Source organism: Streptomyces qinglanensis, from assembly GCF_900111245.1.
GTDB lineage: Bacteria > Actinomycetota > Actinomycetes > Streptomycetales > Streptomycetaceae > Streptomyces > Streptomyces qinglanensis.
Window position 1 is genome coordinate 124,113 of the sequence record NZ_FOGO01000004.1, and the last position, 21,869, is coordinate 145,981.

The window sequence follows — 21,869 nt, forward strand, 5'->3', positions numbered from 1 at the left end:
CCAGGGGTACCCCGGGAGGACTTCCCGGGGTACCCCTCGCGCGTGACCGGTCCGGGACGGCCCGGGCCAGTGGGGAGAGCGGTGGGGACGCCGGTGGAGACACGGCATTCGTGTGACTGAGTTGCCACCGTCCGGTGAATCCGTGCGGCGGCGGAACATTAGACTTTGGGAGCACCTCTTCCGGACCCCGTCCGGTGGTACCTCCGGGCCGGGGCCCGGGGGAGGAATCGGCACGGTCCGACAACGACGGCTCGACAGCGTTCGATCACGCTTGACGCAAGGAGGTACGGGTGGCGTTGCTGACCCGCATCAGGGGACCACGCGATCTGGACCGGCTCGCTCCGGAGCAGCTCGAGAAGCTGGCCGAGGAGATCCGCACCTTCCTGGTCGAAGCGGTCTCCAAGACCGGTGGCCATCTGGGTCCGAACCTGGGCGTGGTGGAGATGACCATCGCCTTGCACCGGGTGTTCGACTCGCCCAGAGACCGGGTGCTGTTCGACACCGGGCACCAGTCGTACGTGCACAAGCTGCTGACCGGGCGGCAGGACTTCTCGAAGCTGCGGCTCAAGGGCGGTCTGTCGGGCTACCCCTCGCGCGCCGAGTCGGCGCATGACGTGATCGAGAACTCGCACGCCTCGACGGTGCTGGGCTGGGCGGACGGCCTGGCCAAGGCGAACGAGGTGCGGGGCGCCGACGACCACGTGGTCGCGGTCATCGGCGACGGCGCGCTGACCGGCGGGATGGCCTGGGAGGCGCTCAACAACATCGCCGCGGCCCAGGACCGGCCGCTGGTGATCGTGGTCAACGACAACGAGCGCTCCTACTCGCCCACCATCGGCGGGCTCGCCGACCATCTCGCCACGCTGCGCACCACCGACGGCTACGAGCGCTTCCTCGCCCGCGGCAAGGACGTGCTCAACCGCACCCCGGTGGTGGGCAAGCCGCTGTACGAGACGCTGCACGGCGCGAAGAAGGGGCTGAAGGACTTCATCGCACCGCAGGGGATGTTCGAGGACCTGGGGCTGAAGTACGTCGGCCCGATCGACGGGCACGACATCACGGCGGTGGAGTCGGCGCTGCAGCGCGCCAAGCGGTTCGGTGGCCCGGTGCTGGTGCACTGCCTCACCGAGAAGGGCCGCGGCTACCAGCCCGCCCGGCAGGACGAGGCCGACCAGTTCCACGCCGTCGGGGTCATCCACCCCGACACCGGGCTGCCGGTGAAGTCCTCGGGCGCGGACTGGACTTCCGTCTTCAGCGAGGAGATGGTCAAGCTCGGCCGGGAGCGGAAGGACATCGTCGCCATCACGGCGGCCATGATGCGGCCGGTCGGACTGCACGCCTTCGCGCAGGAGTTCCCCGAACGGGTGTACGACGTGGGGATCGCCGAGCAGCACGGTGCGGTCTCCGCCGCCGGGCTCGCGACCGGCGGGCTCCATCCGGTCTTCGCCGTCTACGCCACCTTCCTCAACCGGGCCTTCGACCAACTCCTGATGGACGTGGCACTGCACCGGTGCGGGGTGACCTTCGTGCTGGACCGTGCCGGGGTCACCGGTTCGGACGGCGCCTCGCACAACGGCATGTGGGACATGTCCATCCTCCAGTGCGTGCCCGGCCTGCAGCTGGCCGCGCCCCGCGACGCCGACCAGGTGCGCGCGCAGTTGCGCGAGGCCGTCGAGGTGGACGACGCACCGACCGTGGTGCGCTACTCCAAGGGCGCCGTCGGCCCCGCCGTCCCCGCACTGCGCCGGATCGGCGGCATGGATGTGCTGCGGGAGCCCGCCGAGGACGCGGCCGGCGACGTGCTGGTCGTGTCCGTCGGAGCGCTCGCACCGATGTGCCTGGAGATCGCCGACCTGCTCGACAAACAGGGCATCACCGCCACCGTGGTGGACCCGCGCTGGGTCAAGCCGGTCGACGAGGCGCTCCCCGCGCTGGCGGACCGGCACCGGGTCGTCGTCACCGTGGAGGACAACAGCCGTGCGGGCGGCGTCGGCTCCGCCGTGGCGCAGGCGCTGCGGGACGCCGGAGTGGACGTGCCGCTGCGGGACTTCGGCATCCCCGAGCGCTTCCTGGACCACGGCTCCCGCAAGGAGATCATGGCGGAGATCGGGCTCACCGCGCCGGACATCGCCCGGCAGGTGACGGGGCTGGTGGCCAAGCTGGAAGGGCGCTTCGACGCGGCGCCCGCCGAGGTGGCCGGCGACTGACCCGCGGGCCGCGGCGCGCTGCCCGGCGCTGCCCGCCGGGTCCGGTTCGGGTCCGGTACGCCCTTCGGGTCCGGTACGCCCTTCGGGTCCGGTACGCCTCTCGGCGCCGGTACGTCCCTCGGGGTTGGGCCGCTGCGGTCGGTCCCCGGGGACGGTCCGGCGCCGGGGCCCGGAGCGGTCCCGTACCGGCCCCGGAGCGGTCCCGTACCGGCCCCGGAGCGGTCCCGTACCGGCCCGGCGCGGGACCGGGAGCGCCGCGCCCGGAAGCGGGCGGGCTGCCCTGCGGCACCGGGCGGCCGGGGCCGGCAAAAGGCGAGGACGGCCAAAGACAGCCGAAGGCGACGACCGAAGGCGACGGCCGAGGACGGGGCGGCCGCCGGTACGGCCGGGGCCGGGTCCGCCGGCCGGGGCCGATTCCGGGGCCGAGGAGGCCGCGGACCGGGGGGCTCGCTAGATTGAGCGGTATGCCGTTGTCCCCTGCCACGGAGCGCCGTACCACCGCCGCGCGCGCCAAGGAGCCGGCGGCGAACCGGATGCGGCTCCTCGCCGTCCTCGCCGTGCTCACGGTCCTCACCCGTCTCCCGTCCTTCGCCCGCACACCGTGGAACCCGGACGAGGGATTTCTGGCCACGCAGGCGCGTCAACTGGCCGACGGCGGCGTCCTCTACGACACGGTCGTGGACCGCAAGCCCCCGTTCGTGCCGCTGCTCTACCGGGGCGCCTTCGCGGTCTTCGGCGACGGTTCGCTGTGGCCGGTGCGGGTCGCGGCCGTCGTCGCGGTCGTGGTGGGTGCGGCCCTGGCCGCGTCCCTGGCGTCCCGCCGCTGGGGCGAGCGGGCCGGGTGGACGGCGGGGATCTGCTACGTCTTCCTGTCGGTCGGACTCAAGCCGGAGGACACCCAGGCCGCGACGTTCGAGGTCTTCATGCTGCCGTGGACCGTCGCCGCGCTCTGGTACGCCGAGCGCGCCCGGTGGCTCGGGGCCGGGCTGGCGGTCGCCGGAGCGGTGCTCTCGAAGCAGACCGGTGGTGCGGTGCTGCTGCCGGTCCTGGTGTTGCTGTGGCAGTACCGGGCCGGCTGGCCGGCGGTCCTCCGGGTGGCGGCCGGAGCGGCGCTCCCGGTGGTGAGCGCCGCTCTCGCCTTCGATCCGGGGCGGTTCCTGTACTGGATAGCGACGGGTTCCGGCTCCTATCTCTCCGCCGACGGCGCCGGGCTCAAACCGCTGCTCCGCGCCCTCGCCGGGGTCGGGCTGCTCACGCTCGCCGCGCTGCCGCTCGTCGTCGCCCTCGTCCGCGCCGTCCGCTCCCGCCGTGCGGGCCCCCGCACCGCCGCAGAGTCTCCCGCGCGCGATCCGCTGCACGGCACCGCGGATCTCTGGGTCTGGCTGGCCGCCTCGTTCGGAGCCGCCACCGTGGGCTTCCAGTTCTTCGGACACTACTTCCTCCAGCTCGTCCCGCCTCTCGCGGTGCTCGGCGCGGCAGCGCTGCACGGGCTGACCGCGCGGGCCGCCACCGCATCGCTGGCCGCGACGGCGTTTCTGGCCTGTGCGTTCGTCGGCTGGGGCTTCACCGCCAGCCGGGCCGAGGTCGACCATGCGCGCCGGCTGGCCGACACCGTGCGCTCCTACACCGACCGCAAGGACCGGGTGCTGCTGTGGGGCATGCACCCGGAGGGGTACTGGCTGTCCGAGCGTTCGCCCGCCTCCCGCTACCTGACCGCCGGGTTCCTCACCAACTTCAGCGGCGGACGCGGCGAGGCCCGGGTGGGCGAGCGCTATGCGATGGACGGAGCCTGGCCGCACTTCGAGCGCGAACTGCGCAGGCGGCCGCCCGAGTTGATCGTGGACGACTCGCGCGGCAAGCGGTACGGGGTCCAGCAGATCCCCACCCTGCGCCGCCATCTCGCCCGCCACTACGAGAAGGTGGCCACCATCGACGGCTCGTCGTTCTACCTGCGCAACCGGCCCGACATCCCCACCTCCCGGGCGGGCCACGCGCCGCAGGCCCGCTGACCGCGCCCGCCGCCCGGCTCGCACTTCGCCCCGCCCGCCACATCCACCTCATCGGCCCCGTGCGGCCCCCGGCTGTCCAGCCTCTGCTCCCTGAGTGCTCGCCTGCTGTTCGCCTGCGGCGGCTACGTTCGCCGCCGCAGGCGCCTGGTCGTCGCACGCGGTTCAGACACGGTACGGGGGAAACAGGTGGTCAGCTTGTCGTTCGAGCAGGAGTGGGCCGGTCTCAAGGCCGCGTACGCGCCGGAGAGCACGGCGCACACGCGGCTCGCCGGGACCGGCGGAACCGGAGGGTGCGGCAGCGGGTCCGGTACCGGGCAGCGCCCCGGACCGCGGCTCCAGGTGACCGCACACGTGCTGCGGGGCCGCGCGGGCCGCGCCGGGACGGTGCGGAGCCAGTTCCTGAAGGCGGACGACGAGGTCATGCGGGAGACCGGCGAGATCACCGGCAGCCTCAGCGGCTTCCGGACCGAGACCGCGCTCGCCACCTTCCAGGAGCGCTGGCGCGACCAGATGTCCTACGTCGAGGAGCAGTTCTCCGGCACGGCGTCCGCGCTGCGCAGCGCCGCCGGCGCGTTCGCCACCGAGGAGCACCGCCGCAAGACGGACATCGACCGCATCGCGGTCGCCACGGACCGCCGCGGCCGGGGCGCCGGGAACGGCTCGGGCGCCGGGAGCGGCCCGGGCGCCGGGAGCGGCAGCGGCGCGCACAACGGCAGGCATCTCCCGGCCACGAGCGGCTCCCGATGAGCGAGGGGCTCGGCTACCCCGAGGTACGGCACGCCGACCTCACCCCGCTGAACGAGGCCGTGGCCAAGTGGAAGAACGCGCCCGGCAAATTCGAGCAGGTCGCCACGAACTTCGCCGGCGAGGTCGTCAAGGGCCTGGCCGACTCGGACTGGGAGGGCGAGAGCGCCGAGGCGGCCTGGCGCAGGTTCCGCACCGTGCGGGCCCAACTGCTGGCCGCGCAGGAGGAGGCGCGCCGGACGCATGTCGTGCTGTCCGAGGCACTGGGCAGGTTCCGCTCCGCCCAGAAGGTGCTCCAGGACATCGCCGACGAGCTCGAGGGCCATGCGCACCTGCGGCTCGACCCGCGCGACGGCACGGTCTCCCTGCAGCTCACGGACGAGGAGGAGCAGCACCGCACGCTGTGGGCCAAGGCGTACCGCGAGATCATCACCGGCTACCGGGACCGCACCCTCGCGGCCCTGGACAGCGCGGACCAGGCCGACCGGGACCTCGCGCACGCGCTGACAGCCGACGTCAACGGCACCGCGCGCGGCTTCAACGACCACGCGTACGACAGCCTCGCGGCCGCCCGTGCGCAGGCGGCGCAGGACCTGAAGGAGGCCCTGCACCTGGCGCGGGCCGAGAACGGCACCACCGGCTCGGCCCGACTGGAGCGGTTCACCGCGCTGATCGCCCGGCACAGCCGGGACCCGGAGTTCGCCGCACGGTTCGCCACCGAGCTCGGCGCCGAGCGGACGCTGCGGCTCTGGTACAACGCCACCCATCCGCACCACCCGGACCATCCGGACACCGAGATCGACGACGCGGCGTGGTGGAAGTCGGCCAAGGTCCTCCAGGAGTCGCTGAGCACCACGCTGGCCCACGCCACGCACGTGGACACCCCCGCGATGCGGCAGTGGCAGCAGGACATGATCGCGCTGGGCGACCAGCGGCTGGAGAGCAGCGGCGGCCGGACGCACCCCTACGGCTTCCAGCTCATGAACAACCTGATGCACTCGGGCACCTACGACGCCGGCTTCCTGAACCGCTACGGAGCCCGGCTCGTGGACTGGGACGAGCAGCTCAACACCCGTGAGGGCTTCGCCTACTGGGCCAATTCCGCCGACACCGACGACCTCGACCCCGGCGGTGCGCCGGGCGACACCGGACACGACGCGATGGTCGGCTTCCTGGAGGCCCTGGGGCACAACCCCGGCGCCGCCACCGCCTTCTTCGCGCAGCCGGCGGGCGTCAGCGGCGTGGTGGACCGCGACAGCGAACTCAGCGACCGCCTCTCCTACCTGACGACAGACCGCAACTGGATCTTCGACGGCAACACCCGCGCTGGCCCCCGCGAGTTGCCCGGGCACGAAGCGCTGGGCCACGCCCTCACCGCCGCCGCCACCGGCTACGCCTGGGACGATCCGCAACTGACCGGCAAGGACCCGGAGCTCTTCCGGCACGGCGGCGACCGGCGCACCGCTGCGACCGCGGACGTGATGGAGCAGGTCGTCCACGTCTACGGCGGTCCGAAGGGCCCGGAACTGCTGCACGAGCAGCCCGCGATCGCGCCGAGCCTCGGCGCGATGGGCGGCGCCTACGTGGACGACCTCAACCGCGCCGTCTCCGGGGTCGGCGACTCGCTGCAGAGCACCGGGGCCTTCCCGCCCGCCTACCCGGGCGCCGCGGCGCTCAGCCGGGGGCAGGCCGTCGACTTCCTCAGCGTGCTGGGCCAGAACGAGACGTCGCACGGCCTGATGAACCAGGCCGAACACCTCTACACGCTGGACAGGTTGGCCCAGAATCCGCCGTCCGGGAGCGAGGAGAGCTGGGCGGCGGGACGGCGGGTGCTGCTCACCGAGGCGGAGGCCCGGGGCACGCTCGACCACTCCCGGGTGCAGCACATCGAGGCGCAATACGCCGCGGACAGCGCCGAGGCCCAGCGGGCCTTCCGCGAGTCGGCGAACTGGACACGGGTCGGCATGAGTTCCTCGGCGCCCGCCCTCGCCAACGGAATCCTCTCGGTGGTCGGGAAGAGCGGCCCCTGGGGCGTGGTGATTCCCATCGCACAGGCGGGCGGAGTGGAGTTCGCGAAACTCTTCCACGACGACGCGGTTTTCGGCGGGCCCGATCTGCCCGATCCCCCGGAGAACACGGATCAGTTCTTCGCCCGGGGCGAGCGTGATCTCGGATCGACCGCGGAGAAATATCTGGAGAACTACGGGAAGGGCCCGGATGCGACCGGGGATCTCGCGGACGACATCAAGTCCAAGTACCTGGCCGTCGGGCCGCAGGGCGACGCATTCGAGGGCCGCGAGCCCTATACGGGGTAAGACGGGGCGGCGAGGGCGCGGCGGGGGACTTTCCCACGCGTGGCGAAGACGCCGACGGCCCCGTCCCGGCACTCCGCGGGAGTGCCGGGACGGGGCCGTCCCGGCCCGGTTCCGCCGGGCACGGTGCCCCGTGCGCGGCGGAAGGGACCGCTAGCGGCTCACTCCGGGACGCTGGCGAGGCCCGGAGCCAGGAAGCGGCGGCCGGTGGCACGCTCGCTGACCCCCTCGCGGTCCAGGTAGGGCGTGACCCCGCCGAGGTGGAAGGGCCAGCCGGCACCGGTGATCAGGCACAGGTCGATGTCCTGGGCCTCGGCCACCACGTCCTCGTCCAGCATCAGCCGGATCTCCTCGGCGATGGCGTCCAGGGCCCGCTCCCGCACCTGCTCCTCCGTCAGGACGGTGTCGCCGACCTGGAAGAGGGAGGCGACCTCCGGGTCGAGCTCCTGGGTGCCCGGAAGGTAGAGGCTCCGCTTGCCGGCCTCGACGACCCGGCCCAGGTTCTCGGAGACGGCGAACCGGTCCGGGAAGGCGGCGTGCAGGGTGCCCGCGACGTGGTGCGCGACGGCCGGACCGACCAGCTCCAGGAGCTGGATCGGCGACATCGGCAGCCCGAGCGGCGCCAGCGCGCGGTCGGCCGTCGCGACCGGGGTGCCCTCGTCGATGGAGCGCAGCACCTCGCCGAGGAACCGGGTCAGCACCCGGTTGACGACGAACGCGGGGGCGTCCTTGACCAGGACCGCGGTCTTCTTCAGCTTCTTGGCGACGCCGAACGCGGTGGCCAGCGCCGCGTCGTCGGTCTGCTCGCCTCGCACGATCTCCAGCAGTGGGAGGATGGCGACCGGGTTGAAGAAGTGGAAGCCCACGACCCGCTCGGGGTGCTTGAGCTGCGAGGCCATCTCGCTGACGGACAGCGAGGAGGTGTTCGTCGCGAGGATGGCGTGCTCCGGCACGGCCGCCTCGACCTCGGCGAACACCTTCTGCTTGACGCCCATCTCCTCGAAGACGGCCTCGATCACGAAGTCGGCGTCGGCGAACGCGGTCGCCTTGTCGAGCGAGCCGGTCACCAGGGCCTTGAGCCGGTTGGCCTTGTCCTGGTTGACGCGACCCTTGAGCAGCAGCTTGTCGATCTCCTCGTGGCAGTAGGCCACGCCCTTGTCGACCCGCTCCTGGTCGATGTCGGTCAGCACGACCGGCACCTCCAGGCGGCGCGCGAACAGCAGGCCGAGCTGCGAGGCCATCAGCCCGGCGCCGACCACGCCGACCTTGGTGACCGGACGCGCGAGGTCCTTGGAGGGGGCGCCCGCCGGACGCTTGGCGCGCCGCTGCACGAGGTTGAAGGCGTAGATGCCGCTGCGCAGCTCTCCGCCCATGATCAGGTCGGCGAGCGCCTGGGTCTCGGCCTCGAAGCCCTTGCGCAGATCGCCGTTCTTGGCCGCGGCGATGATGTCCAGGGCACGGTAGGCGGCCGGAGCCGCGCCGTGCACCTTGCTGTCGGCGATCTGCCGGCCGCGCTCGACGGCCGCGTCCCACGCCTCGCCGCGGTCGACCTCGGGGCGTGCCACCTCGATCTCGCCCTTGAGCACGGCGGCGGTCCAGCGCAGCGACTCCTCCAGGAAGTCGGCGCCCTCGAACAGCGCGTCGGCGATGCCCAGCTCGTAGACCTGCGCGCCCTTGAGCTGCCGGTTCTGGTTGAGCGAGTTCTCGACGATGACGCTGACCGCGCGGTCGGCGCCGATCAGGTTCGGCAGCAGCGCGCAGCCGCCCCAGCCGGGTACCAGGCCGAGGAAGACCTCGGGCAGCGAGAAGGCGGGCAGCGCGGCCGAGACGGTGCGGTAGGTGCAGTGCAGCCCCGCCTCGACGCCGCCGCCCATCGCCGCACCGTTGTAGTACGCGAAGGTCGGCACGGCCAGGTCGGACAGCCGGACGAAGACGTCGTGGCCGCCCTTGCCGATGGCGACCGCGTCCTCGTGCCGCTGCAGCAGCTCGACGCCCTTGAGGTCGGCGCCGACGGCGAAGATGAAGGGCTTGCCGGTGAGGCCGACGCCCTTGATCTCGCCGTCCGCGGCCTCCTTCTCCACCTGGTCGAGGGCGGCGTTGAGGTTGGCCAGCGACTGCGGCCCGAAGGTGGTGGGCTTGGTGTGGTCCAGCCCGTTGTCCAGCGTGATGAGGGCGAACCGGCCCGCGCCGGACGGCAGGTCGAGGTGGCGTACGTGCGCCTGGGTGACGACCTCGTCCGGGAACAGCTCGGCCGCACCCTTCAGCAGCTCAGCGGTGCTCATTCTTACTTGCCCTCCCAGTGGGGGTTCTCCCAGATGACGGTCCCGCCCATGCCGAAGCCGACGCACATGGTGGTCAGGCCGTAGCGGACGTGCGGCTGCTCCTCGAACTGGCGGGCGAGCTGGGCCATCAGCCGCACGCCGGAGGAGGCCAGCGGGTGGCCGAAGGCGATGGCGCCGCCGTACTGGTTGACGCGCGGGTCGTCGTCGGCGATGCCGTAGTGGTCCAGCAGCGCGAGCACCTGGACGGCGAACGCCTCGTTGACCTCGAACAGGCCGATGTCGTCGATCGACAGGCCCGCCTGGGCCAGTGCCTTCTCGGTGGCCGGCACCGGACCGACGCCCATCACCTCCGGCTCCACACCGGCGAACGCGTAGGAGACCAGCCGCATCTTGACCGGCAGCCCCAGCTCCCGGGCGACGTCCTCGGCGGCGATCAGGGAGGCGGTGGCGCCGTCGTTCAGACCGGCGGAGTTGCCCGGGGTGACGCGGCCGTGTGCACGGAAGGGCGTCTTGAGCCCGGCCAGGTTCTCCAGCGTGGTGCCGGGCCGCATCGGCTCGTCGGCGGTGGCCAGACCCCAGCCGGTCTCGCCGCCCTCGGGCGAGGTGCGCCGGATCGAGATCGGCACCAGGTCCGGCTGGACCTTCTCGTTCGCGTACGCCTTGGCCGCCTTCTCCTGGCTGCGGACCGCGAAGGCGTCGGCGCGCTCCTTGGTCAGGTGCGGGAAGCGGTCGTGCAGGTTCTCGGCGGTCATGCCCATGAACATGGCCGACTCGTCGACCAGCTTCTCCGAGACGAAGCGCGGGTTGGGGTCCACGCCCTCGCCCATCGGGTGGCGGCCCATGTGCTCGACACCGCCGGCGACGACGAGGTCGTAGGCGCCGAAGGCGATCGAGCCGGCGGTCGTCGTCACGGCCGTCATCGCGCCCGCGCACATCCGGTCGATGGAGTAGCCGGGGACGGTCTTCGGCAGTCCCGCGAGGATCCCGGCGGTGCGGCCCAGGGTCAGCCCCTGGTCACCGATCTGGGTGGTCGCCGCGACGGCGACCTCGTCGATGCGCTCCGGAGGCAGGTCGGGGTTGCGGCGCAGCAGCTCGCGGATGCACTTGACGACCAGGTCGTCGGCGCGGGTCTCGTGGTAGATGCCCTTGGGGCCCGCCTTGCCGAACGGTGTGCGAACGCCGTCGACGAAGACGACGTCCCTTGCGGTACGAGGCACGTTGGCTCTCCTCCAGGTGCGGCCAGGGGTCGGTCGACCCCCATGCTACTTGCCGGTAACCAGGTGGCAAGGGGCCGCCCGGCCGAGGGGCACACGTCACATCGCCAGGTGCGCGGTGCGCCGCGCCGCACACTCACCCGGAGAGCGGAAGACCGCCTCCGGGCGCCGCTCAGGCCGAGGCCGTCAGTGCGACGCGCAGCAGCCCGGCGGTCTGCCCGATCTGCCACTCACGCGCCCCCAGCGCCCGCAGTGCACCGGAGACGGCCTCCGTGGTCGCCTCCGCCGGCGGCTCCCAGCACAGCCGGCGCACCGTGTCCGGGGTCAGCAGATTCTCCTGCGGCAGGTTGAGCTCCTCCGCGTGCTGGGTGACAGCCGCCCGGGCGGCCGCCAGCCGCGCCGCCGCGGCCGGATCCTTGTCGGCCCAGGAACGCGGCGGCGGCGGACCGTTGGTGGCCTGCGACTGCTGCGGCAGCTCCTCGTCGGGCAGCGCACGGGCCCGCTCGACGGCGGCCTGCCACTGGTCGAGCTGCTTGCGCCCGGCCCGCTGGCCGAACCCGGGCAGCGCCCCCAGCGCCCGCGCGTTCGCGGGCAGGGCCAGCGCCGCCTCCACGATCGCCGCGTCCGAGAGCACCTTGCCCGGCGAGACGTCCCGCTTGCGTGCCACCTCGTCCCGGGCCTGCCACAGTTCCCGGACGACGGCCATCTGCCGGCGCCGCCGCACCTTGTGCATCCCCGAGGTGCGCCGCCAGGGGTCCTTGCGCGGCGGCGGGGCCGGAGCGGCCGCGATGGCCGCGAACTCCTCCTGGGCCCACTCCAGCTTTCCCTGCCGGGCCAGCTCCTCCTCCAGCGCGTCCCGCAGGTCCACCAGCAGCTCCACGTCCAGCGCGGCGTACCGCAGCCAGGGCTCGGGCAGCGGGCGGGTGGACCAGTCGACGGCGGAGTGCCCCTTCTCCAGGGCGTAGCCGAGGACGTTCTCCACCATCGCGCCCAGGCCCACCCGCGCGAAACCGGCCAGCCGGCCCGCGAGTTCGGTGTCGAAGAGCCGCGTGGGCCGCATGCCTATTTCCCGCAGGCAGGGCAGGTCCTGGCTGGCGGCGTGCAGGACCCACTCGGTGCCCGCCAGCGCGGCGTCGAGCGCCGAGAGGTCCGGGCAGGCCACCGGGTCGACCAGTGCGGTGCCCGCGCCCGCGCGGCGCAACTGCACCAGATAGGCCCGCTGCCCGTACCGGTACCCGGACGCGCGTTCGGCGTCGACGGCCACCGGGCCGCTGCCCGCGGCGTAGGCGTCGGTCACCCGCGCCAGGTCCTCGGCCGTCACGGTGACGGGCGGAATCCCCTCGCGTGGCTCCAGAAGTGGGACCGGCGCCGGCGCTGAGTCCTGGGCATGGGCCTGAGCTGCGGATGCTGATGCGGTCTCTTGGGCGTCGGTCACCAGCCAAGGGTATCTGCGCGCACGCAATGGCGAGCGCCCGCCGACGGAACGTTACGCCGACGGGCGCCCGGAGAGCTGGGGAGCCGTGAGAAGTGGGGAGAGGGCAGTGGGGGGAGGGCAGGGGAGGAGGAGGGGCGCGGCGGGGCGCCGCACGGGGGCGTGCGGTCAGTGGATGATGCCCGTCCGCAGGGCGACGGCGACCATGCCCGCACGGTCACCGGTGCCCAGCTTGCGGGCGATCCGGGCGAGGTGGCTCTTGACGGTGAGCGCCGAGAGCCCCATCGACACGCCGATGGCCTTGTTGGACTGGCCCTCGGCCACCAGGCGCAGCACCTCGACCTCGCGGCCGGACAGCTCCCGGTAGCCGCCCGGGTGGCCCGGGCCGCCGGGGCCGCCGCCGCCCGGCCTGCGGTGCATGCGCGCGGCAGCGGCCGCGCCGATCGGGGCGGCGCCGTGCCGGGTGGGCAGCGGTCCGCCCAGGTTGGTGCGGGTGCCGGTGACGACGTATCCCTTGACGCCGCCGGCGAGTGCGTTGCGTACCGCGCCGATGTCGTCCGCCGCTGACAGTGCCAGCCCGTTCGGCCAGCCCGCGGCTCTGGTCTCGGACAGCAGGCTGAGTCCGGAACCGTCGGGAAGGTGGACGTCGGCCACGCAGATGTCGCGTGGGTTGCCGATTCGGGGGCGGGCCTCCGCGATGGACGACGCCTCGATCACGTCCCGCACGCCGAGAGCCCACAGATGGCGGGTCACGGTGGAACGGACGCGGGGGTCGGCCACGACGACCATGGCCGTCGGCTTGTTCGGGCGGTAGGCGACCAGGCTTGTGGGGTGCTCAAGAAGAACAGACACCGGGCCTCCTGAGGGAGTGGCTGTGGGGGACGGAACCCAACGAGTCGGGTATTCCGTGTGAAGGGTCACAGACTCCTTCGGCACCTTCTCCATGCCTCTTTAGAGAAAGATCACGAATTAGTGACCCGAAATTCCACAATCCCGTTTCCCGTGGCATTTTCCGGGTGCGAAAGATTCCTTTGTCTACACAGAGACGAGGGGTCGGCGACCGGAATTGCACAGCGGCTTTGTAGACAAAACGCCGTATCCGGCGAGAGCGGCTCCCGCCGGATACGGCGATCGAGGAGTCCAGGCGGCGGGCGTGCGGCGCCCCCGGCCGGCGCGCGGGCACGGCAGCGGCCCCGCCCGCCGGGAGGCGGACGGGGCCGGAGTGAGCCGAGGTGAGCCGAGTGGGGCCGGGGGCCGAGTGGCGCCCGCGTTCGCTAGTGCGGTCCCCGGCGCTGGGGGAGCTGCACCACGGAACTGCCCTCTCCCGTCTCCGGAGGCAAACCGGCGCACTGGCAGAGGAGTTCGCACCACGCGGTCAGATGCGCCGCCGCGTCCGGGGTGCTGCCCTCCGGGGTCCAGCTCGCCCGGATCTCCAGCAGCTCCTCGGCGGCGCGCTCCGCCAGCCCGCCGAAGAAGGCCGAGCTCGACCGGGTCACCGTCCCGCTCGGCTCCGCGTACCCGGCGCCCCGGGCCTCCAGGGCGCCGGTCAGCCAGGTCCACGTCACCTCGGGCAGCAGCGGGTCACCGGCGATCTCCGGCTCCAGTTCGGCCCGTCCCAGCGTGACCACCCGGAAGGTGCCCTGCCAGGAGTCCTGGCCCTGCGGGTCGTGCAGCAGCACGAACCGCCCGTCGGCCAGCTCGGAATCCGTGTCCTCCGGGTCGGTGACCGCCGCCTCCAGCGCGAAGGAGTACGGCGCCAGCCGCCGGGGTGCGGGGAGGACGGAGAGCTGGATCTCCGGGCGCGGGCGCGTTTCGCTCAATGCCGCGACCGCCGCCCGGAAAGGCGGCGGTGCGGAGTCCCCGCCCCCGCCACCGGATCCTCCCGTCCCGCTGGTGTCTTCCACTCCGCCGGAGCCTCCCGCCTTCGCCGCCCGAGCCGCAGTCATGGGCCGAAGGGTAGGCGGACGGTGTGCCCGAGGTCGGTAGGGACACCCCTTCAGGCCATGGGAGACTCGGTGCGTGAGTGGAAACGACCGCCCTGAGGGCCAGCCGACGCCGCCCCGGGACACCCGAGCGCCCGCTACCCCGAACGCAGCGCCGCACGCCGCGTTCGACTCCGCATTCCTGCGCGCGTGCCGCCGAGAGCCGGTGCCGCACACCCCGGTGTGGTTCATGCGGCAGGCCGGACGCTCGCTGCCCGAGTACCGCAAGCTCCGCGAGGGCATCGCGATGCTGGACTCGTGCATGCGGCCCGACCTGGTCGCCGAGATCACCCTGCAGCCCGTGCGCCGGCACAAGGTGGACGCCGCGATCTACTTCAGCGACATCGTCGTCCCGCTCAAGGCCATCGGTGTCGACCTCGACATCAAGCCGGGCGTCGGGCCCGTGGTCGAGAAGCCGATCCGCAGCCGCGCCGACCTGGAGCAACTGCGGGCCCTGGAGCCCGAGGACGTCGGGTACGTGACCGAGGCGGTCGGCATCCTCACCCGCGAGCTGGGCGCCACGCCGCTCATCGGATTCGCCGGGGCGCCCTTCACCCTGGCCAGCTACCTGGTCGAGGGTGGCCCCTCGAAGAACCACGAGCACACCAAGGCGCTGATGTACGGCGACCCCGAGCTGTGGGCCGAGCTGCTGGACCGGCTCGCGGACATCACCGCCGCGTTCTTGAAGGTGCAGATCGAGGCGGGCGCCGCGGCGGTGCAGCTCTTCGACTCATGGGTGGGGGCCCTCGCCCCCGAGGACTACCGGAACCGGGTGCTGCCCGCCTCCGCGAAGGTGTTCGAGGCCGTCGCGGGCTACGGCGTGCCGCGCATCCACTTCGGCGTCGGCACCGGCGAGCTGCTGGGACTCATGGGTCAGGCGGGCGCCGATGTCGTCGGCGCCGACTGGCGGGTGCCGGTGGACGAGGCGGCCCGCCGGGTGGGCCCCGGCAAGGCTGTCCAGGGCAACCTCGACCCGGCCCTGCTCTTCGCGCCGCGGGAGGCCGTCCGCCGGGGCGCGGCGGACATCCTCCGGGCCGCCCAGGGGCTGGAGGGGCACATCTTCAACCTGGGGCACGGGGTGCTGCCGCAGACCGACCCGGAGGCGCTGACCGACCTCGTGGCGTACGTGCACGAGCAGAGCTCCCGCTGAGCCGGGCCGCGGCCGCGGGTGCCTCCCCGGACCGGAGCCCGGGGGAGCCCCGCCCGGCACCGTCCCGGCGGCCCGGCAGCCCGGTGACGCGGTGGGCGGGTGCGGCCCGTCCGCGGCGGCCCCGGGCTCTCAGCCCTTCCGTACCGCAGCCGCCGCCTTCCGGGCCGCCACCAGCACCGGATCCCAGACCGGGCTGAAGGGCGGCGCGTAGCCCAGGTCCAGCGCCGTCATCTGCTCCACCGTCATACCGGCGTGCAGGGCCACCGCGGCGATGTCCACGCGCTTGCCCGCGTTCTCGTGGCCGACGATCTGCAGGCCGAGCAGCCGCCCCGACCGGCGCTCGGCGATCATCTTGACGTGGATCGGCCGGGCGCCGGGGTAGTAGCCCGCGCGGGTCGTCGACTCGATCACCACGCTCTCGAACTGCAGCCCGGCGGCGGCCGCCTGTGCCTCCAGCAGTCCCGTCCTGGCGATCTCCAGGTCGCACACCTTGCTGACGGCCGTGCCGACCACGCCGGGGAAGGTGGCGTAGCCGCCGCCGATGTTGGCGCCGATGACCTGCCCGTGCTTGTTGGCGTGCGTCCCCAGCGGAACGTGCTGGTCGCGGCCGGAGACGAGGTTGAGCACCTCCACGCAGTCCCCGCCGGCCCAGATGTCCTCCCGGCCGCGCACCCGCATCGCCAGGTCCGTCAGCAGCCCGCCGGACTCCCCCAGCGGCAGGCCGGCCCGCCGGGCCAGTTCCGTCTCCGGCCGCACTCCCAGTCCCAGCACCACCACATCCGCCGGGTACTCGGCCTCCTCCGTCACCACGCCGCAGGCCCGCCCCTGCCCGTCGGTGCGGACCTCGGTGACGGCCGCGCCCAGCACCGTCTCGATGCCCAGCGCGCACATCGCCTCGTGCACCAGCCGGCCCATGTCCGGGTCGAGGGTGGACATCGGCTGCTCGGCCTTCTCCAGCACCGTCACCGCGTAGCCGCGCCGCACGAACGCCTCGGCCATCTCCACGCCGATGTACCCCGCGCCCACGACGACCGCCCTCGGCTGCTGCTCCCCGGCTCCCGGCCCGGAGCCGTGCGCGCGGTCGACGCGCTGCTCCAGCGCGTCCAGCAGTTCCTGGCCGTCCTCCAGCGTCTGCACCCCGTACACCCCCTCGGCGTCGATCCCGGGCAGCGGAGGGCGCACCGGGACGGCACCGGTGGCCAGCACCAGCCGGTCGTAGCCCAGCCAGTGCTCGGCGCCCTCCGGGCCGCGCAGCCGCACCCGCCGGCCGGCCGCGTCCAGCTCGACCGCCTCGGTGCGCATCCGCAGATCGATGCCGTGCGCCCGGTGTTCCTGTGGCGAGCGGGCGATCAGCGCGTCGCGCTCGGCGACGTCGCCGCCCACCCAGTAGGGGATGCCGCAGGCGGAATAGGACGAGAAGCGGCCGCGCTCCACGGCCACGATCTCCAGCTCCTCGGGTCCGCGGAGTCTGCGGGCCTGCGCCGCGGCCGACATCCCCGCCGCATCGCCGCCGACGACCACCATCCGCTCCGCTGCCGCCATCGCGGACCCTCCTCTCGCCGGGCGGGCCGTGCCGCCCACCGGACCTGTTGCCGTTGCCAGGGCCCACGCTATGTGCCGGAACCCGTTCTGCGAGACTTGCCCGTATGCACGTACTCGTCATCGGGGGCGGAATCTCCGGGCTGGCCGCCGCGCACCAACTGCTGGCCCTCGGTGCGCGGGTGACCGTGCTGGAGGCCGGCAGCCGCCTCGGAGGCAAGCTGCTCACCGGCAGCGTCGCGGGCGCCGCCGCCGTCGACCTGGGTGCCGAGTCCCTGCTGGCACGCCGTCCCGAGGCCGTGGAGCTGGCCCGCGCCGTCGGACTCGGCGGGCAGCTCCAGCCGCCGTCCGTCGCCGGCGGAGCGATCTGGACCCGCGGTGCCGTGCGCGCCATGCCGCGCGGGCATCTGATGGGCGTGCCCGGCGACCCGGCCGCACTCGGCGGGGTGCTCTCCCCCGAGGGGCTGGCCCGGATCGCCGAGGACGGGCGGCTGCCGCGCACCGAGGTCGGCGACGACGTCTCGGTGGGCGGCCATGTGGCGCGGCGGCTGGGCCGCGAGGTCGTCGACCGGCTCGTGGAACCCCTGCTCGGCGGGGTGTACGCGGGTGACGCGTACCGGATCTCGATGCGCGCCGCCGTCCCGCAGCTCTTCGAGGCCGTGCGCGAGGAGCGCTCCCTGCTGGCGGCCGTCCGCGCCGTGCAGGACCGCGCCGCGGCCCGGCCCGCACCCGCGGGGCCGGTCTTCATGGGGATCGAGGGCGGCGTCGGCAGGCTCCCGCTCGCCGTGGCCGAGGCGTGCGCGGCCCAGGGCGCCGACATCCGGCTGAACACCCCGGTGCGTGAGCTGCGCCGGGTGGCTCCCGGCGGCGGCGGGCCAGGGTGGCTCGCGGTGACGGATCACGAGGCGCTGTCCGCCGACGGCGTCGTGCTGACCGCGCCCGCACCGGCCGCGGCCCGGCTGCTGGCCCCGCACGCTCCCGCCGCCGCCACGGCGCTCGACGAGGTCGAGTACGCCTCGATGGCCCTGGTCACGCTGGCCTTCCGGCGCTCGGAGGCGGACCGGATCCCGGACGGGAGCGGCTTCCTGGTACCCCCCGTCGACGGCCGCGCCATCAAGGCCGCCACCTTCTCCGCGCACAAATGGAGCTGGGTCGCGGCGCAGGACCCCTCGCTGTTCGTGCTGCGCACCTCGCTGGGCCGGTACGGCGAGGAGCGGATGCTGGAGCGGGACGACGCCGAGCTGGTCGAGCTGTCGCTGCGCGACCTGCGTGCCGCCACCGGGCTGGACGCGCGCCCCGTGGACTCCGTCGTCTCCCGCTGGGACCGCGGCCTGCCGCAGTACCCGGTGGGCCACCTCGACCGCGTCGCCGCCGTCCGCGCCGCCGTCGGCGCGGTGCCGGGCCTGGCCGTGGCCGGTGCGCCGTACGAGGGCGTGGGCGTGCCCGCCTGCGTGGCGGGTGGCCGGCGCGCGGCGCACGACGTACTGGAATCGGCGGGGTCGGCCGACCCCGCCGACGAGGACGCCCGACAACGCTGAACGACGCCGCGCCGAGCGACGCCGGACGACGCCGAACAACGGCACAACAACGCCGAACAACGGCACAACAAAGCTGCATGACGGTGAATGAGGAAGAAGCCATGACTGAGGCACCGCACAAGGAGCCCAACGCGGGCAAGAAGGCCAAGGACCTCAACGAGGTCATCCGCTACACCCTCTGGTCGGTCTTCCGGCTGCGCGACCTGCTGCCCGAGGACCGGACCGGATACGCGGACGAGGTCGAGGAGCTGTTCGCCGGGCTGGCGGAGAAGGACGTGGTGGTCCGCGGCACCTACGACGTCTCCGGACTGCGGGCCGACGCCGATCTGATGATCTGGTGGCATGCCGAGGACTCCGACGCGCTCCAGGACGCCTACAACCGGTTCCGCCGCACGGCCCTGGGCCGGGCGCTGGAGCCCGTCTGGTCGAACATGGCGCTGCACCGCCCCGCCGAGTTCAACAAGTCGCACATCCCGGCGTTCCTGGCCGACGAGGAGCCGCGCGCCTACGTGAGCGTCTACCCGTTCGTGCGCAGCTACGAGTGGTATCTGCTGCCGGACGAGGACCGCCGCCGGATGCTCGCCGACCACGGCAAGATGGCCCGCGGCTTCCCCGACGTCCGCGCCAACACCGTGCCCGCCTTCTCGCTGGGCGACTACGAGTGGATCCTCGCCTTCGAGGCCGACGAGCTGTACCGCATCGTCGACCTGATGCGGCACCTGCGCGGCTCCGAGGCGCGCCGGCACGTGCGGGAGGAGATCCCCTTCTACACCGGCCGCCGCAAGCCGGTCGCCGAACTGGTCGCCGGACTGGCGTAGCCCGGCCTCAGCGGGCGGCCCGGGTGTTGGAGGCGGGCTTGGCGGCGCGCCGGGAGCCCGGTTCGGGCGCGGGCCGCGCCGCGCACTCCGCGTCGGCGCCCGGCGTCCTGCCCTCGAACAGGTACCGCTCGATGTGCCGGTCCACGCACGGGTTGCCGCCGCTCACCCCATGGTTGCCCGCGCCGCGCTCGGTCACCAGCGAGGAGCCGGCCAGCCGGCGCCGGGTCTCCAGCGCGCCCTCGTAGGGGGTGGCCGCGTCCCGGGTCGCGGCCACCAGCAGCACCCCGGGCAGCTCGCCCGGGTCGGTGCGCACCCGCAGCGGCTCCGCCGGCCGGGTGTGCCAGTAGGCGCACGGCAGGTTCATCCAGGCGTTGTCCCAGGTGTTGAACGGGGCCACTGCCGCCGTCGCGGTGTTGTCCCGGTCCCAGCGGAGCCAGTTGCGCGGCCAGGGCGCGTCCTGGCACTCGACCGCGTTGTAGACGGCATTGCCGTTCTCCTCGCTCCTGGCCGCCGCCATGTCGGGTGCGGCCACCTTCACCAGCGGCTCCGGGTCGCCCTCGCGGAAGGCGGAGAGCGCCCGTGCGTACGGCGCCCAGGTCGCGTCCGCGTACCCGGTGACCAGGTAGGCGGCCAGCAGCTCTTTGGACCCGACCGTCCCGCCCGCGGGCCTCCGGTCCACGGCGGCCCGTACCGCGTCGAAGGACTCCTGCACCTGCCGGGCGGTGGAGCCCAGCCGGTAGGTGTCCGCGTGCCGGGCGACCCAGGTCTTCCAGTCCTCCCAGCGCCGCTGGAAGGCGCGGTTCTGGTCGAGGTTGGCCTGGTACCACACGCTGTCGGGGGACGGGTCGACGACGCTGTCCAGCACGAGGCGGCGGACGTGGGAGGGGAAGAGCGTGGCGTAGGCGGAGCCGATGTAGGTGCCGTAGGAGACCCCGAGGTAGCTGAGCCCGCGTTGGCCCAGGGCGGCCCGCAGGACGTCCAGGTCGCGGGCGTTGTTCGGCGTGGTGTAGTGCCGCAGCCGGTCGGGCTGCGCCGCGGCGCAGCCGGCGGCGTAGGCGGCGGCCCGCTCGTTCATGGTCTGTTTGAAGGCCCAGGACGGGTGCGCGGGGGAGCGGTTGGGCCCCTGCAGGAACTCCTCGGGGTCCTGGCAGGAGAGCGGGTCGGAGCGGCCCACCCCGCGGGGCGCGTAGCCGACGAAGTCGTAGCGGGCGTTGAGGCGCTTCCACAGCCCGCCCAGGTGCGGGTAGCGGGGGAAGCTCATCCCGCTGCCGCCCGGTCCGCCCGGGTTGTAGACCAGGGGGCCCAGCCGCCGGCCGGGCTCTCCGGTGGCCCGGGCCCTGCTGACCGTCAGGGAGAGGTGTGCGCCGTCCGGTCGCGCGTAGTCCACCGGGACCCGGACGGTGCCGCACTCGACGGACCGGGGGAGGTGCTCGGCGGCCGGGCAGCGGCCCCACCGGATACCGGCGGCCGCCGCGTCCTCGGCGGCCTCCGCGACCCCGGCCGCCTCCGGCCCCCCGTGGGCCGTCGCGGACCCGGTCGGCTCCGCGACGTGGCCGGGCCGGTGGTCGCCGCCGGGCGGGGCCGCTGCGGCGGCGGGCGCCAGCGCGAGGGCCAGGGCACCGAGGGTGGAGGGGATCGCTGCTGCGCGCACTGGGGCTCCCGCTGGGTGTCGCTGTCGCTCCGTCAGCCGTGCCCCACGGCACCGCCGTTCATATCGGATGCTCAGCGGCTCATACGTAGATGTAAAGCATTGCCCCGCGGTGTCGCGGAACACCGCTCGTACGGGGTCCTCGGGGCCCGCGCCGTCGCGGCAGCGGCACAGGTCAGAGGCGCGTCGGAGACGCGGCGGCGCGGCGGCGGCCCGGTTGCTGCCGTCGCGGTCCGGAGCCGGGCCGCAGCGGCAGCGGCGTGGCTCAGCTCCGGGTGCGCAGTGCCGGATGCTCGGCGACGACGGTGCAGGACCCCGGGGCGACCTCGGTGAACCCGGCATCGCGCACCACGGGCAGGCCGCCGCCGGTCAGCTCGCTCCAGTGCGCCCGGTCCCGGGCCGGGCGGACCGCCAGCGGGAAGCCGTCCTTCTGCCACGCCGTGCGCTCCGCGGCGTCCAACTGCCACCAGGCGAGCTGTGCGCCGTGGCCGGACTGCGCCATCGCCTTGCCGGCCGACATCTCCACCTCCGGATTCAGCCACAGCACGGGCGTACCGGCGGCGGGAGCTGCGGGCGGCCGCGGGTCCGCCAGCTCCGTTCCCGAGACCTGCAGCCGGGAGAGTTCCTTGGGCCAGCCGTCCAGCGGAACCGGCGGGAAGACCCGCACCTGTGCCGTCTCCCCGGCCACGGTGATCCCCGCGAGCTCCTCCGCACGCCGCCACTCGGCGCCCCGGGCCCGCCGGACGACCTTGCGGATCTGCAACTCCTCCCAGAGCGTCACCCGCTCGTGCCACTCGCCCGTCGGCTCGGCCGTGCGCGGATCGGCCAGCAGGGTGAGCACCGCCCGGGCCGCGGTCTGCAGAGCGTCCGTCCGGGCAGGCGGCTCGGCACGTTCGAGCCGTGCGACGAGAGGCAGGACGAAACGCTCGGGCTCCGCGGGGCCGGCATCGGGAGTGTCTGGGGCGGTCACCCGTTCAGTCTGCCAGTGGCCGGA

At 73.7% G+C, this 21,869-nt stretch carries 15 protein-coding genes; 7 read left to right on the plus strand and 8 right to left on the minus strand.

Annotation, left to right across the window (positions count from 1 at the left end):
- The first annotated feature begins 290 nt into the window (after positions 1-290).
- The 4 genes from dxs to BMX65_RS10375 all read left to right on the plus strand — a co-directional run bounded on the left by dxs (position 291) and on the right by BMX65_RS10375 (position 7,275).
- A complete protein-coding gene (dxs, locus tag BMX65_RS10360) occupies positions 291-2,207 on the plus strand; it encodes a 1-deoxy-D-xylulose-5-phosphate synthase (protein WP_074999912.1) in 1,917 nt (638 codons plus the stop codon).
- Between the two features lie 464 nt (positions 2,208-2,671).
- Complete coding sequence (locus BMX65_RS10365) at positions 2,672-4,216, plus strand: ArnT family glycosyltransferase (RefSeq protein WP_074999913.1); 1,545 nt, start codon at positions 2,672-2,674, stop codon at positions 4,214-4,216.
- Positions 4,217-4,411: 195 nt separating this feature from the next.
- Positions 4,412-4,963 carry a hypothetical protein gene (locus tag BMX65_RS10370; RefSeq protein ID WP_143081830.1) on the plus strand — a complete coding sequence of 184 codons (552 nt, stop codon included), beginning with the start codon at positions 4,412-4,414 and terminating at the stop codon, positions 4,961-4,963.
- On the plus strand, positions 4,960-7,275 hold the full coding sequence (locus BMX65_RS10375; RefSeq protein WP_074999915.1) for a hypothetical protein: 2,316 nt from the start codon (positions 4,960-4,962) through the stop codon (positions 7,273-7,275). The genes BMX65_RS10370 and BMX65_RS10375 overlap by 4 nt, the downstream gene beginning before the upstream one ends.
- A gap of 158 nt (positions 7,276-7,433) precedes the next feature.
- Here BMX65_RS10375 and BMX65_RS10380 read toward each other — a convergent pair whose 3' ends face one another.
- The 5 genes from BMX65_RS10380 to BMX65_RS10400 form a co-directional block, all read right to left on the minus strand.
- Positions 7,434-9,554, minus strand: coding sequence for a 3-hydroxyacyl-CoA dehydrogenase NAD-binding domain-containing protein (locus BMX65_RS10380; protein WP_074999916.1), 2,121 nt, complete (start codon positions 9,552-9,554; stop codon positions 7,434-7,436).
- A 2-nt stretch (positions 9,555-9,556) separates the two neighbouring features.
- Positions 9,557-10,771 carry a thiolase family protein gene (locus tag BMX65_RS10385; RefSeq protein WP_074999917.1) on the minus strand — a complete coding sequence of 405 codons (1,215 nt, stop codon included), beginning with the start codon at positions 10,769-10,771 and terminating at the stop codon, positions 9,557-9,559.
- A 169-nt stretch (positions 10,772-10,940) separates the two neighbouring features.
- The gene (locus BMX65_RS10390) at positions 10,941-12,203 is read right to left on the minus strand and encodes a ribonuclease D (RefSeq protein ID WP_074999918.1); all 1,263 of its coding nucleotides are present in this window, start codon (positions 12,201-12,203) and stop codon (positions 10,941-10,943) included.
- A 165-nt stretch (positions 12,204-12,368) separates the two neighbouring features.
- Positions 12,369-13,052 carry a response regulator transcription factor gene (locus BMX65_RS10395; protein WP_026005023.1) on the minus strand — a complete coding sequence of 228 codons (684 nt, stop codon included), beginning with the start codon at positions 13,050-13,052 and terminating at the stop codon, positions 12,369-12,371.
- 422 nt (positions 13,053-13,474) lie between these two features.
- Entirely contained in the window at positions 13,475-14,146 is a 672-nt protein-coding gene (locus BMX65_RS10400) for a DUF3000 domain-containing protein (RefSeq protein ID WP_074999919.1), read from the minus strand.
- Positions 14,147-14,219: 73 nt separating this feature from the next.
- On the opposite strand from BMX65_RS10400, the gene hemE reads away from it, so the two are divergent.
- Positions 14,220-15,332 (plus strand): uroporphyrinogen decarboxylase, encoded by a 1,113-nt coding sequence (gene hemE / locus BMX65_RS10405; protein WP_074999920.1) that lies wholly within the window; start codon positions 14,220-14,222, stop codon positions 15,330-15,332.
- A gap of 129 nt (positions 15,333-15,461) precedes the next feature.
- Here the strand turns inward: hemE and BMX65_RS10410 are convergent, their stop codons facing one another.
- Positions 15,462-16,874: an FAD-dependent oxidoreductase gene (locus BMX65_RS10410; protein ID WP_074999921.1), complete on the minus strand. Its 1,413-nt coding sequence runs from the start codon at positions 16,872-16,874 to the stop codon at positions 15,462-15,464.
- Positions 16,875-16,978: 104 nt separating this feature from the next.
- On the opposite strand from BMX65_RS10410, the gene hemG reads away from it, so the two are divergent.
- Both hemG and hemQ read left to right on the plus strand, forming a co-directional pair.
- Positions 16,979-18,409 (plus strand): protoporphyrinogen oxidase, encoded by a 1,431-nt coding sequence (hemG, locus tag BMX65_RS10415; RefSeq protein ID WP_074999922.1) that lies wholly within the window; start codon positions 16,979-16,981, stop codon positions 18,407-18,409.
- A gap of 101 nt (positions 18,410-18,510) precedes the next feature.
- Complete coding sequence (gene hemQ / locus BMX65_RS10420) at positions 18,511-19,227, plus strand: hydrogen peroxide-dependent heme synthase (RefSeq protein WP_074999923.1); 717 nt, start codon at positions 18,511-18,513, stop codon at positions 19,225-19,227.
- A gap of 7 nt (positions 19,228-19,234) precedes the next feature.
- On the opposite strand, the gene BMX65_RS10425 is transcribed toward hemQ, so the two are convergent.
- Together BMX65_RS10425 and BMX65_RS10430 are read right to left on the minus strand one after the other, a co-directional pair.
- A complete protein-coding gene (locus BMX65_RS10425) occupies positions 19,235-20,878 on the minus strand; it encodes an alpha/beta hydrolase (RefSeq protein ID WP_074999924.1) in 1,644 nt (547 codons plus the stop codon).
- Between the two features lie 262 nt (positions 20,879-21,140).
- Positions 21,141-21,845 (minus strand): peptidyl-tRNA hydrolase, encoded by a 705-nt coding sequence (locus tag BMX65_RS10430; RefSeq protein ID WP_074999925.1) that lies wholly within the window; start codon positions 21,843-21,845, stop codon positions 21,141-21,143.
- Positions 21,846-21,869: the final 24 nt, after the last annotated feature.